The organism is Chryseobacterium formosum (genome assembly GCF_026460885.1).
In the GTDB taxonomy this organism is placed as follows: Bacteria; Bacteroidota; Bacteroidia; order Flavobacteriales; family Weeksellaceae; genus Chryseobacterium; species Chryseobacterium formosus.
The window spans coordinates 16,304-29,277 of sequence record NZ_JAOVZW010000020.1 but is presented as its reverse complement, the minus strand read 5'-3'; the positions used below and the strand labels follow the sequence as shown (position 1 = coordinate 29,277).

Here is a 12,974-nt window from a genome sequence, read left to right as displayed (position 1 = left end):
ATTCCGTCAATGAAAATTGCTTTCTTAATATATTCAATAATATAAGACAGCTGTTTTTTAATCTGTTTCATGGTGATTTGATGTCTAATTTTTCTACAGTAAAGATCGTTAATTATTTTCAATTCTGTGTGAATTTAGTCTTAAATATTCATTTTCATACCATCTTAAATTTTCCTAAATTTGCAAATTGTTGTATAACGCAACATTTTAAAGCGAATTTTAATGGAAGAAGAAAAAAAATCACTCAATTTTATTGAGCAAATTATAGAAGATGATTTGGCAAACGGGATGACTCAAGATCAAATCCGTTTCCGTTTTCCGCCTGAACCAAACGGTTATCTGCATGTAGGTCATACAAAAGCGATCTGCATCAACTTCGGTTTGGGTGAAAAATACAATGCTCCCGTAAACCTTCGTTTCGACGATACGAATCCTGAAAAAGAAGAACAGGAATTCGTAGATTCTATCATGAAAGACGTTGAATGGTTAGGTTTCAAATGGGATAAAGTTTTGTACGCATCCGATTACTTCCAGCAGCTTTACGATTGGGCAGTTCAGTTGATTAAAGAAGGGAAAGCTTACGTTGATGAGCAGCCGTCTGAAGTTATTACTGAACAAAGAAAAAATCCTGCAGAGCCGGGAATAGAATCTCCATTCAGAAATCGCCCTGTTGAAGAGTCTTTAGATTTATTCGAAAAGATGAAGAATGGTGAATTCGAAAGTGGTTCAATGTCTTTACGTGCAAAAATTGATATGGTTTCGCCAAATATGAATATGCGTGACCCTGTTATGTACAGAATTTTGAATAAACCTCACCACAGAACAGGTACAGCTTGGAAAATTTATCCGATGTATGACTGGGCTCATGGTGAATCTGATTATATTGAACAAATTTCGCACTCGCTTTGCTCTTTAGAGTTTGAAAACCACAGACCGCTTTACAACTGGTATTTAGATCAGGTTTATGAAGAGGGAAGGGTTAAAAACAAGCAAAGAGAATTTGCAAGGATGAACGTTTCTTATATGATTACTTCCAAAAGAAAACTACAAAGGCTGATTGCTGAAAATGTAGTAAATGGTTGGGATGATCCGAGAATGCCTACAATTTCCGGAATGAGGAGAAAAGGCTTCACGGCGAATGCAATCAGGAATTTTATTGATAAAGTTGGGGTTGCAAAAAGAGAAAATTTAATTGAAATTCAATTATTAGATTTCTGCGTTCGTGAAGATTTAAATAAGATTGCAAAACGTGTAATGGCGGTTGTAGATCCTATCAAATTGGTTATTGAAAATTATCCGGAAGGACAGGAAGAATGGTTGACCACGGAAAATAATAACGAACAGGAAGACGCAGGAACAAGAGAAATTCCGTTCTCAAGAGAATTATATATTGAGCGTGAAGATTTCAAGGAAGAAGCTGGTAACAAATTCTTTAGACTAAGATTAGGAGGTGAAGTTCGTCTAAAATCTGCTTATATCATCAAAGGTGAAAGAGTAGAGAAGGATGAAAATGGAGAAATCACTACGATTTACGCATCATATGACGAGAAATCTAAGTCAGGAAGCGGAACTGAGGAAAGTCTAAGAAAAATAAAAGGTACGATTCATTGGGTTTCTGCGAAACATGCAATTCCTTTGGAAGTAAGAAATTACGAGAAATTATTCACTGTGGAACAACCTGATGCTGAGAAAGATGTAGATTTCTTAAATTTCATTAATCCTGAATCTGTTAACATTATTCAAGGATTTGGTGAGCCTAGCTTAAAAGACGTGGCAGTTGGAGAACCTCTTCAATTCCAGAGAATTGGCTATTTTACGAAAGATCAGGATTCTACGGATACAAATTTTGTATTCAACAGAACCGTAACATTAAAAGACTCTTATAAGCCAGAGTAAAAATTTATTTATACTACATAAATGAAACAGGGCTTAATTTTTTAAGTCCTGTTTTTTTTCGTCAATTCGAGTATTTTTCGAAATGAAATGAAGAAAAATGTATCGAGAACTAGTGAATAGAAAAACGAATTGGGATAAAACTCAACAACTTCTCGATACGGTTTCTCAAACCTATTCGAAGTGACGATGTTAATTATTAAAAATCAGAAATTGTGAAACTTATACATCTATATACCAACTCATTCAAAGGACTTTCGAAAGAAAGTTGGATGCTTGCATTGGTAATGCTCATCAACCGTGCAGGTTCGATGGTACTTCCTTTTTTGGGAGTTTATATGACTGCACATTTAAAATTCAGCATAGAAAATACAGGAATTGTTTTAAGCTTTTTCGGAATTGGTTCTGTAATCGGTTCTTGGCTTGGTGGATTCATCACTGACAAAATCGGAGAATATAAAGTTCAATATATCAGCTTATTATTGAGCGTTCCATTATTTTGTTTAATTCCAATTTTCAAAACAGAGATTGGAGTTGCTGCTATTATTTTACTTCAAAGTATTGTAAGCGATGCGTTTCGTCCGGCAAATTCCGTAGCGATTACAAAATATGCAAAACCTGAAAATATTACAAGAGCTTTTTCTTTAAATCGAATGGCAGTCAATTTAGGATTTTCCATAGGTCCTGCTTTGGGTGGAATTTTATCAGCGATTTCTTATGATTTTTTGTTTTACTCCAATGCTTTAGCGGCATTAGCAGCGGGAATTTTATACATCATTTTTTTTAGAAAACGAAATAAATTAGCCAAATTGAAAGCCAGAAAAGTAGCTGAAGTAATTGAAATAAAAAAAGAAAACTCGCCGTATCAGGACGGTAAATTTTTGATTTACTGTTTCTTATGCATGTTGTTTGCGATATGTTTTTTCCAGTTATTTAGTACGTTAACGATTTTTTATAAAGATACTGCACATTTAAGTCAACAAAATATCGGTTACCTTTTAGGATACAGCGGATTCATCGTGGTTTTGCTCGAAATGGGACTGGTTCAGATTGCCGAAAAATATTTGAGTCTCGCTCGTACCATGTTTTTGGGAACATTCATTTGTGGACTTTCGTATGCGATGCTTGGTTTCGATTACAGCATTTTGACATTAGTACTTTCGATGACTTTGCTTTCTGTTGGAGAAATTTGGGCATTGCCATTTATGTCAACCATTACAGCTTTACGCTCAGGTAAAAAAAACAAAGGTGCTTACATGGGTTTGAACGGAATTTCATTTTCCATCGCATTTATTGTAACGCCTTATTTGGGAACTTTAATTGCAGAAAAATTAGGTTTTACAATACTGTGGATTGGAACTGGAGTTGTTGCAACTGCAATTGCAATTGCATTTTATTTTATCGTTCCGTGGATGATTAAAGACAGAAAAAAAATAATTGAATAACCCTTGAAATTTATAGAGAAAGCTGCAAATCTGCGGCTTTCTTTTTTTATTAAAATTTCACAGACTCACAAAATTTAATTTGTTGCGAATAAAGAAAGTACAATTTTTGCATAGCAACATCAATGGCAAAATTATACATATTCTTTTCATTATTTTCCGCTTCATTTTTATTTTCTCAAAAAAGAGATTCTGCAACTTTAATTTCAGAAGTAAGAATTGATGCCTACAAAAAACCGACAGCTTTCATCAATTCCACAAAATCAGTTTCGGTACTTTCTAAAAATTTGCTGAATCAAAATACTCCTGAAAGGATGCTCGAATCTATCAACCAAATTGCAGGCGCAAGAATGGAAGAACGTTCACCGGGAAGTTACAGGATTTCTCTTCGTGGTAGTACTTTAAGGTCACCTTTCGGCGTTCGGAATGTAAAAGTTTATCTTGATGATTTTATTTTATCGGATGCTTCGGGAAATACTTATTTCAACGTTATTTCTCCCGAACTTATTGACAGAATGGAAATTTACAAAGGCCCTGAAAGTGGAGATTACGGAGCAGTTACAGGCGGAACGGTCCTTTTAAAAACGAAGAGTACAGATAATCTTTCTGCGAATTTATCAGTTGGAAGTTATGGAACTTTCAACCAAAGTTTTGATTTTTCAAAGCAAGTGGGAAAACACTTTCTGGAAGTTTTCCAAAATTATTATCAGACGGATTCTTACCGTGAGCAGTCAAAAGTTCAGAGGAAACAAATTTTCTTAAAAGACAATTTTCAGTATTCTGAAAAAGGATTATTGAAAGCAATGTTGATGTATTCTGATCTCGATTATCAAACTCCGGGCGGACTGACTTTAGAGCAAATGAATTTCAATAGAAAACAGGCGAGACCAAAAACAGCAACAGTTCTGGGAGCTCAAGAACAGGATGCTGGAATCAGAAATAAAATGGTTTTAGCAGGACTTTCAAATGAATATCAATTTAATCAAAACTTCTCGCATTTTCTTTTAGTTCAAGGTTCCTATGTTGACTTTGAAAACCCATTTATCACCAATTTTGAAAATCGTTTTGAGACGAATTTTGCTTTGAGAACGCATTTTAATTATGAAAAAAGCTGGGATAAAATTTCTTTGGCTTACAGATTTGGTTTTGAGGGTGGAAATAATGATATTTTAATTAAAAATTACGATAATAATAGAGGAGTTGAAGGTAATCCGCAGAATTTTGATCGATTAAAAAACGTTTCAGGATTCTATTTTCTTTCCCAAAAATTGAATTTTGATGAAAAGCTTTTTACCGATATTTCAATCAGTTTAAATTCTAATTCTTACGACTGGGAAAGACTTTATCCAAGAAATGAAAGCGGCAATATTCAGTTTAAAAATCAATGGCTTCCCAATTTTGGTTTGACTTATCTTCTTGGTAAAGGTTTTTCTGTAAGAGGAAAAATCGGAAAAGGAAATTCGGCACCGACGAGTGAAGAAATCCGTTCTTCAACACAGGAATTTAACCAAGATTTAAGTCCAGAATATGGCTGGAATAAAGAAATCGGAATCCGAAAACAGTTAGGAAATATTATTTTCGTAGAAGGAAGCTATTTCGATTTCAGAATGAAAAATGCAATTGTAAGAAGGCAAAATGAAGCCGGACAAGAATATTTTGTCAATTCTGGTGAAACAGTTCAGAAAGGTTTGGAAGTTTTATTGGAATCTAAGAATTTCAATTTAAAAAATGATTTTTTCAGTAATTTTAAATTCAGATTTTCAGGAAGTTTTTATGATTTTAAATTTAAAAATTATCAACAGAATGAAAATGATTTTTCGGGAAATGATTTAACAGGAGTTCCAAAAACGACAATAAACAGCTTGCTGAATTTTACTTTTTTCAAAAAGCTAAATGTTGATTATTCTCATTTTTATACTTCAAAAATGCCTTTGAATGACGCTAATTCTGTTTGGTCGGAACCGAATTTAATTGGAAATGTTCAGTTTAGATTTCCTGTAGATTTTGAAAAAACGAGAGTCAATTTATATCTTCAAATTCAGAATTTATATAATGAAGATTATGTTTTAGGCTTTGACATCAATGCATTCGGAAACCGATATTACAATCCTGCAGCAAAGAGAAATTTCGTTTTGGGAATGAAGGTTGATTTTTAATTATTACTATTTATTATCGATAGACTCAAATGCTTTTTTCAGATAAGTTTCATTAGTTTTTGCCTCATCTGTTGCTTTTTCGATGGTGATATTCGGAGAAATTCCTTCACCGATTTTTGTGTATTCTTTGCCGGTTCTGTCAACGATATTTCCGATAGTAAGTACAAGAAAAGATCCGTCGGATAATTTATATTCCTGATTTCCGGATGTTAAACCTTGGGTATTTGTCCCGATTATTTTAGCATTTTTTTGCCCTACGAATGCTGCGGCAATAAATTCAGCTGAACTTCCAGTTACTTTATTCACCAATATTGCAACTGGTTTTTTTATAGGTTTGGGTTCTTTTTGGGTCAACTGAAATAATTGCGTTGCTGTAGAACCTTCATAAAATCTACCTTTTTTGTAATTGTAATATTCGATTTTGCCTTCGGCATCTTTTGTACCCACTACATTTTTTGTGTCTAAAAATGGTGCAATCGCAGCATACATCGGGTAAAGCATTCCTCCGAAGTTTCCTCTCAAGTCAATAATCCAACCTTTGGGATTACGTTTTTGGAGGTCATTAACTTTTGTATAAAAAGTATTGATATATAAATTCCAGTCACCTTTGTTGAAAGATCCGATATCTGGCAAACTGATGTATGCGTATTGGTTTTCAAGAAGTTCACTTTTAATTATAGGAAATTCCTGACCGGTAGCTTTATAACCTAAAGTATATGCTTTCACCACGTTTTCAGGATAAAAATTAGAATGTGAATCATTTAAAGAGCTTAAAGCATTTTTTATAGCAGGATAAGTTTCTTTAATCGTTTTTGCCTTTGATGATTCGGTTAAAGTTTTAGCAAATATATCTTCCCAATTCAGTTTACCTTTATTGACAGATTTATTTTTCATAATCTTTAATGCCTGAGTGACATAAACTTTAATGCTATCTGATTGCGCAAAAGTTTGAATTGAAAAAAAAGTTGTAATGAAAGTAAAAATAATCAGCTTTTTCATGATAGAATTTAAGTATCTAAAAATAAAACTATTTTATGATTAAATTTTTCCTAAATAATTATTTTTTGGAAATAATATTTTTGATAATAATATCTGCATGAATTCTGGAATTTTCTATAAACCACAAATGGGTGTCTTTTCCACCACAAACTACCCCCGCCAAATATAAATCCGGAACATTGGTTTCCATAGTTTCTTCATTATAAAATGGTTTTAAGCAATCTCCTTGTAAATCAATTCCGGAATTTTTAAGAAAATCAAAATCGGGAAGATAACCAGTCATTGCCAAAACAAAATCATTTTCAATCTCATTAATTTTTCCGTTTTCATCTTTGAAAATCACAGAATTTTCTTTAATTTCAATCAGTTCAGAATTAAAATGAGCAGTAATATTTCTTTCTGTAATTCTATTTTCAATATCAGGTTTCACCCAATATTTTACGTTAGGCGAAATTTCAGAATTACGGATGATCATCGTTACTTCTGCACCTTTTCTATAGGTTTCCAAAGCGGCATCAACAGAGGAATTGCTTGAGCCAACTACAACAATTTTTTGTTTAGCGAAAGGGTAAGGTTCGGTGTAATAATGTTTAACTTTCTCAAGATTTTCACCCGGAATATTCATCAGATTCGGAATGTCATAAAATCCGGTTGAGATGATAACGTTTTTTGCAAAATATTTTGATTTTGAAGTTTTAATCTCAAAAATTTCTCCGTTTTTGGAAACCTTTAAAACTTTTTCGTAAAGATTAATATTGATGTTTTTCTGTCTCGCAATTCCCTGATAATATTCTAAAGCGTCCTGTCTTCCGGGTTTTGGAGCAGTTGTAATAAGTGGAATCTCGTCAATTTCAAGTTTATCAGCTGTAGAAAAAAACTTCATGTATAATGGATAATTGTACAAAGAATTGACAATTGTTCCTTTTTCTATAATCAAATAATTGAGATTATTTTTTTTAGCTTCGAGAGCACAATTAAGACCAATTGGTCCCGCTCCGATAATGAGAATATCTAAAATTTCCATACATCAAAAATACTAAAAAGCCTTTAGGATTAAGCTTTAATGATTATACAAAAAACAATAGTTTTAATCATCAAACTCTATTAAATTTGAAATAAACTTAAAATTGATAATTTAAAACTGGCATTCCTTTTGAACTTTTCCATAAAATTTTTATAATGAAAAAGGCTTTTGCAATGGTTTTAATTTTAGCAGTTTTGTCTTGTGACAAGAAACAAGATAAAAGCCCGACTGTCTCCACAGATAATCTTAAAAGAACCAATGAAAGAACGGAAACCGAACAAGATTCTTTTTCAACGGAAGTTGCGCTCAAAAAGACTAATGATGAGTTGCTGCAAGCTTTGAAAGTAAGTTATTACGATGTTTTTGCGAATTATATTCATCCTCAAAAAGGCGTCAGATTTTCGATGTATGCTTTTGTGAACAAGAATGAGGATAAACATTTTTCTAAAGCCGATTTTGAGAAATATTTTCCTACAAAAACTATTTTCACTTGGGGATCTCTTGACGGTTCAGGTGAAATTTATAAGGCAACTGTTGATCAATACATGAAAAAGTGGTTGTTTAAAAAAGATTTTACTAAATCAGAATATTCATTCAATAAATTTCTTGGTGGTGGAAATTCTCTTAATAATCTGAAAGAAATGTATCCCAATACCAATTTTACAGAAAACTATATTGCCGGTTCAGAAAAAAATGGCGGAATGGATTGGAATGCACTTCGTTTTGTTTTTGAAGAATTTGATGGAAAATATTATGTGGTAGCGGTTATCAATGATGAATGGACGATATAAATAAAATTCCCCTTCTTTTACAGATGGGGAATAATTTTATAAAATTTCCGAAAGTTGTTTCGTTAAATTTCTTCTTGAAAATTGCTCAATATTTTCTGTGTTTTCTGAAAGATATCCATTTTTCCAAAGGTCAAATTTCTCTAAAATAAAATCTTCAATTTCTTTGGAATCATTATACCCAAAATGCTTTCCGGCTTTTGTTTCGTCTAAAATTTTTGAAACATCGGCTTGATTTGGTCCAAAAGAAATAATCTGTTTTCCAGTCGCTAAATATTCAAATATTTTTCCGGGAATAATTCCTTTTGAAGAATCATTTGGGAAATTTGTAATTAGTAATACAGAAGAATTTGCCATTTCGTTAACAGCTTTTTCGTGCGAAACATAACCAAGATTTAAAATGTGATTTTTTAAATTTGAATTTTCAAGCGTTTCTGAAATTTTGTCATCGATTCTTCCGACAAATTTTAAGCTGAAATTTTCTGCAAAATCTGAATTGGTTTTAACCAAATTATCCAATACTTTCCAAAGGTTTTCTGGGTTTCTTAGTTGTTCCAAAACACCGATATAGCTTAAAGTAAATTTATTGGACTTCTGTGTCATGTTGAGCGAAGTCGAAGCATCTGATTCGTCGAACCCATTGGTAATACAAAAAGAATTGGCGCCATTTTTACGAAAATTTTCTGCATCGGTGTAGCTTGTTGCCAAAGTAATATCGGCATTTTTGAAAACTTCACTTTCTAAAAAACGGTGTTTTTTATCTGATCTGTTAGTCAGTTTTAAATGTTTGTAATAGGAAATTTCTGTCCATGGATCTCGGAAATCGGCAATCCATTTCAAATTGGGCATTATTTTTTTTAAATTTAAACCAATTAGATGCATCGAATGTGGTGGTCCCGAAGTAACAATCGTTTCAATTTTGTTTTCTTTCAAATACTTTTCAAGAAATTCTGTGGAAGGTTTTACCCAAAAAACTCGAGCATCAGGAATGAAAAAATTACCTCTTACCCAAATCGAAAGTTTAGATTTCCAGCTTTGATTATTGCCCACATCAAATTGCCCCGCTTTGAATTTTTTATTGCTTTTATTAAGCTTTTCTGCCAATTGATAAGGCTCCCAGATCTTTGTTCTTACGATTTCCAAATCTTCAGGAACATCTTTCATTAAACTTTCGTCCAATAAAGGATAGCTTGGGTTTTCAGGTGTATAAATAATCGGTTTCCAGCCAAATTCTGGAAGATATTTTGCGAATTTCAGCCATCGCTGAACTCCTGGTCCTCCTGCAGGTGGCCAATAATAGGTTATGATAAGGATTTTCTTTTGTTCCATATTTTGCAGATTGTCATTCTGAATGAAGCGAAGCGTAATGAAGAATCTTATTAAACGTCATCATTCAAAAATTTCCAAGTAGGATTAAATTCTTTAATTAAGTTCTCTTTTTTAATTCTTGTCCAACCTTTTATCTGCTTTTCTCTTTTGATAGCAGTTTCTACATCAGCAAATTGTTCAAAATAAATTAAATAGAAACATTTATATTTTGTGGTGAAACTCTTGTCAATTGCTTCCGGATTCTGATGCCAATACAATCGGGATTTCAAATCGTTGGTAACTCCTGTGTATAAAACAGTCTTTATTTTATTGGTTAAAATATAGACATAGTAATTATGAGTTCCAAGAGTTTTCATTGATTGTTTTTCTTTTGTCCTTCTGATGTTAGGAAAAATCATTACTTAAAATGAGATTCTTCACTACGCTATGCTTCGTTCAGAATGACAGAAACTTACACAGATTTGTCAATTGAGATTTCAAGTTGTTTTTTATCTCTTTTTCGGTAAATATAGAAAATTCCAAACGCACTTAATATAACGAATAATCCGAAGCAAAGAAGAGAAATCCACTTCCCAGTTTCTATAACTTGTGGCTCAAAAATCATTTTAATGTTATGATTTCCTGCCGGAACATGAACTGCTCGAAGCAAATAATCTGCTTTAATGTAAGGAACTTCTTTTTCGTCAATCATTATTTTCCAGCCATGAGGATAATAAACTTCAGAGAAAACTGCTAGTTGCGGTGTTTTCGATTGAGATTTGAATTCCAGTTCATTGGCTTCATATTTTGTCAGATTAATTGTCGCTGTTGAATCTGCCTGAACTGGCTTATTGCTGAAATAAGACTTATCAGAAGCGTTGATTACCGCTGTTTTTTTGCTGTCGATTTCTCCGATAGACTTGATTTCTTCATTCGGAGTATTCACAAATTTCAAATCACTTACAAACCAAGCATTTCCATTAGCTTTTGGATTCGGAACAACTTGCGGTTCTTGTGGATTTCCAAAAATCATGTATTTTGTATTCAACAAATTTAGAATTTTTGGTGTCTTTACACTGTCGGGTTGTACGATATATTCGTTCAGTAAATCGTCATATCTTCTAAGTTTCACAGCGTGATAACCTCCGATTGATGATTTGAAATAAGAAGTATTGGTTTCGCTGGTTGTACCTAAAACCTGATTGTAAACTCTGTAATGTTTTTTATCTCTTTCAGCAATAGTTTCCAATGTTTTGTTTACCGGAATACTTGCTAAAATGGATTGCAAATTAGCATTATCACCTACTTTCTCAGCTAAATAATCCGAACCTTCAGTTTGAAAAGGATTTTCAGCAAAGATTTTATCAACATAATTATCATCGTTTAAATAACGTTTATTAACCGTCCAAAGGTCAAATAAACTTACCAGACCGATAACAATTAAAGCTATATTTTGATTTAATTTTTGTTTTAAAGCAAAGAATAAAACAGCTACAGTGATTCCCACATACAATAATGCTTTGATGGCATCTGTTCGGAACATACTGAAACGCTCATCAACTAAATAATCCAATAAAAAAGGTGGTAAATATAATTGTTCGTTGTCTGTAGCAAAACCTAAAATTGATTTTCCGAAAACAATCAAAATTAATGTTAAGCCTAAAGTTCCTCCTCCTACATAAGTAAGGATTTTCTTTTTGTAGTCTTCATCTAGATTTTCACTTTTAAAGAATCTATATAATCCGATAATTGCAATTAATGGGAATAATAATTCTACCACAACCAAAATTGAAGACGGCGCTCTGAATTTACTGTAGAATGGAACAAAATCAATAAACAAATCCGATAAGAACATGAAGTTGCTTCCCCAAGCTAATAAAATTGTCAGAATTGTAGCTCCTAAAATCCAATAACGATATTTTTTTGGCGCAAAAAAGAATCCTAAAAGTGCTAAGAAACAAACAATTGCTCCCTGATAAGCAGGTCCTGAAGTTCCGGGCTGATCTCCCCAATACGTTAAGCTCCCGAATCCTTTTGAAATTCTATCGTATTCAGCTTGAGAAGTTACGTTATCCTGAACGAGTTGTTGCATTTTTTCCATCATTGCAGCACCTTCTGGTTCCTGACTTCCGCCTCCCATTAATCTTGGAATGAAAAGGTTTAAAGTTTCCAGTTTTCCATAGCTCCACATCAGGATGCTTTCCTTATCCATCCCGGAATTTCCGGCTTTGTGACTGTCGTTTGTCAGAATTTGTTTTCCTCTTACCGTTTCTTTAATGTATTCAGAATTTGCCATGATTCGCTGAGAATTCATCCCAACTCCAATGATTAAAGCGCCTGCAATAATTCCTGATGAGATCAAAAAATGTTTCATCGGAATCATCTTTTTGATTGCTCTTATTAATTCAGATATAAATAAAAATCCGAGTCCTAAAAACAGATAATACGTCATTTGTGGGTGGTTTGCAGCAACCTGTAATCCGAAGAATAGAGTAGTTACAATAAAACCAATGACATATTTTTTTCTTATATAAACCAATAAAATTCCGGCTAAAAGTGGCGCAAAATATTCTATAGTGTTCACTTTTCCGTTGTGTCCGGCCGCAATAATAATATAGAAATAAGTGGAAAGTCCGAAAAATGTGGCTCCTAAAAGTGCATATTTCCAGTTTCGGACGGCAACCATTCCTAAAAGAAAAAATCCTGAAAACAGTAAGAACAGATAATTAACAGGTCTTGGCAAAATATTCAGATAGCTGTCAACTTTTTTAATAATATCGCCTTCAAAACGGCTTCCCATTTGGTAAGTCGGCATTCCGCCAAACATAGAGTCGCTCCAGTAAGTTTCTTTATCAAAGTTTTCTCGATAATCAATAAGCTCTTTTGCACCACCTCGATATTGAACAATATCGTGCTGAAAAAGCTGTTTTCCCGTAAAAACAGGAGTAGAATATAAAAATGCTAAAACTAAAAATGCAATTAAAGAAACTGCAATGTATATTAAGTTTTTGTTTTTTGCCATCTCGGTTATTAAGTAGATTTTTTAATTTGAGTATTTAAGATTTTGGATAATGCTTAAAATTACCTTTTCTCTTTTACCTCTTCATAGTCCACAGTTTCTGCGTCCCATTTTACTTTTTTCTCAATATTTGTTTTTGAACTTTTTGTTTCCTGCTGTTGATTGTTATTTGGCTTGAATCCCATGAAATTATAAAACTTTTTGAAAAAGATTCTTTTCAAAATATTCCAGACAAAAAAAATAACAATAGTAGCGAGAACGATCTCAAAAATTCCTTTGATAAAAGACATATAACTTGTTTTTATAATTTAAGGTGAAGTTTAAAATTCCTTCCTCAAACTTTAA

Annotated in this window: 10 protein-coding genes; 4 read left to right on the top strand and 6 right to left on the bottom strand. The window is 32.8% G+C overall.

The genetic code is table 11. The features are described from left to right. The first annotated feature begins 222 nt into the window (after nt 1-222). The 3 genes from OF897_RS16340 to OF897_RS16330 all read left to right on the top strand — a co-directional run bounded on the left by OF897_RS16340 (nt 223) and on the right by OF897_RS16330 (nt 5,491). Nucleotides 223-1,896 carry a glutamine--tRNA ligase/YqeY domain fusion protein gene (locus OF897_RS16340; protein WP_267266742.1) on the top strand — a complete coding sequence of 558 codons (1,674 nt, stop codon included), beginning with the start codon at nt 223-225 and terminating at the stop codon, nt 1,894-1,896. 269 nt (nt 1,897-2,165) lie between these two features. Continuing rightward, nucleotides 2,166-3,338, top strand: coding sequence for an MFS transporter (locus tag OF897_RS16335; RefSeq protein ID WP_407648338.1), 1,173 nt, complete (start codon nt 2,166-2,168; stop codon nt 3,336-3,338). Between the two features lie 122 nt (nt 3,339-3,460). Continuing rightward, nucleotides 3,461-5,491 (top strand): TonB-dependent receptor, encoded by a 2,031-nt coding sequence (locus tag OF897_RS16330; protein WP_267266740.1) that lies wholly within the window; start codon nt 3,461-3,463, stop codon nt 5,489-5,491. A gap of 6 nt (nt 5,492-5,497) precedes the next feature. Here the strand turns inward: OF897_RS16330 and OF897_RS16325 are convergent, their stop codons facing one another. Beyond that, nucleotides 5,498-6,490 (bottom strand): S41 family peptidase, encoded by a 993-nt coding sequence (locus OF897_RS16325; RefSeq protein WP_267266739.1) that lies wholly within the window; start codon nt 6,488-6,490, stop codon nt 5,498-5,500. 58 nt (nt 6,491-6,548) lie between these two features. Further along, complete coding sequence (locus tag OF897_RS16320) at nt 6,549-7,514, bottom strand: YpdA family putative bacillithiol disulfide reductase (protein ID WP_267266738.1); 966 nt, start codon at nt 7,512-7,514, stop codon at nt 6,549-6,551. Between the two features lie 155 nt (nt 7,515-7,669). Here OF897_RS16320 and OF897_RS16315 point away from each other — a divergent pair, with 155 nt between their 5' ends. Then, complete coding sequence (locus OF897_RS16315) at nt 7,670-8,305, top strand: hypothetical protein (RefSeq protein ID WP_267266737.1); 636 nt, start codon at nt 7,670-7,672, stop codon at nt 8,303-8,305. A 36-nt stretch (nt 8,306-8,341) separates the two neighbouring features. Here the strand turns inward: OF897_RS16315 and OF897_RS16310 are convergent, their stop codons facing one another. From OF897_RS16310 to OF897_RS16295, 4 genes are all read right to left on the bottom strand, one after another. Beyond that, a complete protein-coding gene (locus OF897_RS16310; protein WP_267266736.1) occupies nt 8,342-9,631 on the bottom strand; it encodes a glycosyltransferase family protein in 1,290 nt (429 codons plus the stop codon). 50 nt (nt 9,632-9,681) lie between these two features. Next, nucleotides 9,682-9,987: a GIY-YIG nuclease family protein gene (locus tag OF897_RS16305; RefSeq protein WP_267266735.1), complete on the bottom strand. Its 306-nt coding sequence runs from the start codon at nt 9,985-9,987 to the stop codon at nt 9,682-9,684. Nucleotides 9,988-10,082: 95 nt separating this feature from the next. Next, nucleotides 10,083-12,632: a YfhO family protein gene (locus OF897_RS16300; protein WP_267266734.1), complete on the bottom strand. Its 2,550-nt coding sequence runs from the start codon at nt 12,630-12,632 to the stop codon at nt 10,083-10,085. Between the two features lie 59 nt (nt 12,633-12,691). Further along, nucleotides 12,692-12,919, bottom strand: coding sequence for a hypothetical protein (locus OF897_RS16295; protein ID WP_407648337.1), 228 nt, complete (start codon nt 12,917-12,919; stop codon nt 12,692-12,694). Nucleotides 12,920-12,974: the final 55 nt, after the last annotated feature.

Coding starts and splice junctions, on each gene's coding strand:
- OF897_RS16340 (WP_267266742.1), top strand. CDS start 223: ATGGAAGAAGAAAAAAAATCACTCAATTTTATTGAGCAAATTATAGAA.
- OF897_RS16335 (WP_407648338.1), top strand. CDS start 2,166: ATGCTTGCATTGGTAATGCTCATCAACCGTGCAGGTTCGATGGTACTT.
- OF897_RS16330 (WP_267266740.1), top strand. CDS start 3,461: ATGGCAAAATTATACATATTCTTTTCATTATTTTCCGCTTCATTTTTA.
- OF897_RS16325 (WP_267266739.1), bottom strand. CDS start 6,490: ATGAAAAAGCTGATTATTTTTACTTTCATTACAACTTTTTTTTCAATT.
- OF897_RS16320 (WP_267266738.1), bottom strand. CDS start 7,514: ATGGAAATTTTAGATATTCTCATTATCGGAGCGGGACCAATTGGTCTT.
- OF897_RS16315 (WP_267266737.1), top strand. CDS start 7,670: ATGAAAAAGGCTTTTGCAATGGTTTTAATTTTAGCAGTTTTGTCTTGT.
- OF897_RS16310 (WP_267266736.1), bottom strand. CDS start 9,631: ATGGAACAAAAGAAAATCCTTATCATAACCTATTATTGGCCACCTGCA.
- OF897_RS16305 (WP_267266735.1), bottom strand. CDS start 9,987: ATGAAAACTCTTGGAACTCATAATTACTATGTCTATATTTTAACCAAT.
- OF897_RS16300 (WP_267266734.1), bottom strand. CDS start 12,632: ATGGCAAAAAACAAAAACTTAATATACATTGCAGTTTCTTTAATTGCA.
- OF897_RS16295 (WP_407648337.1), bottom strand. CDS start 12,919: ATGTCTTTTATCAAAGGAATTTTTGAGATCGTTCTCGCTACTATTGTT.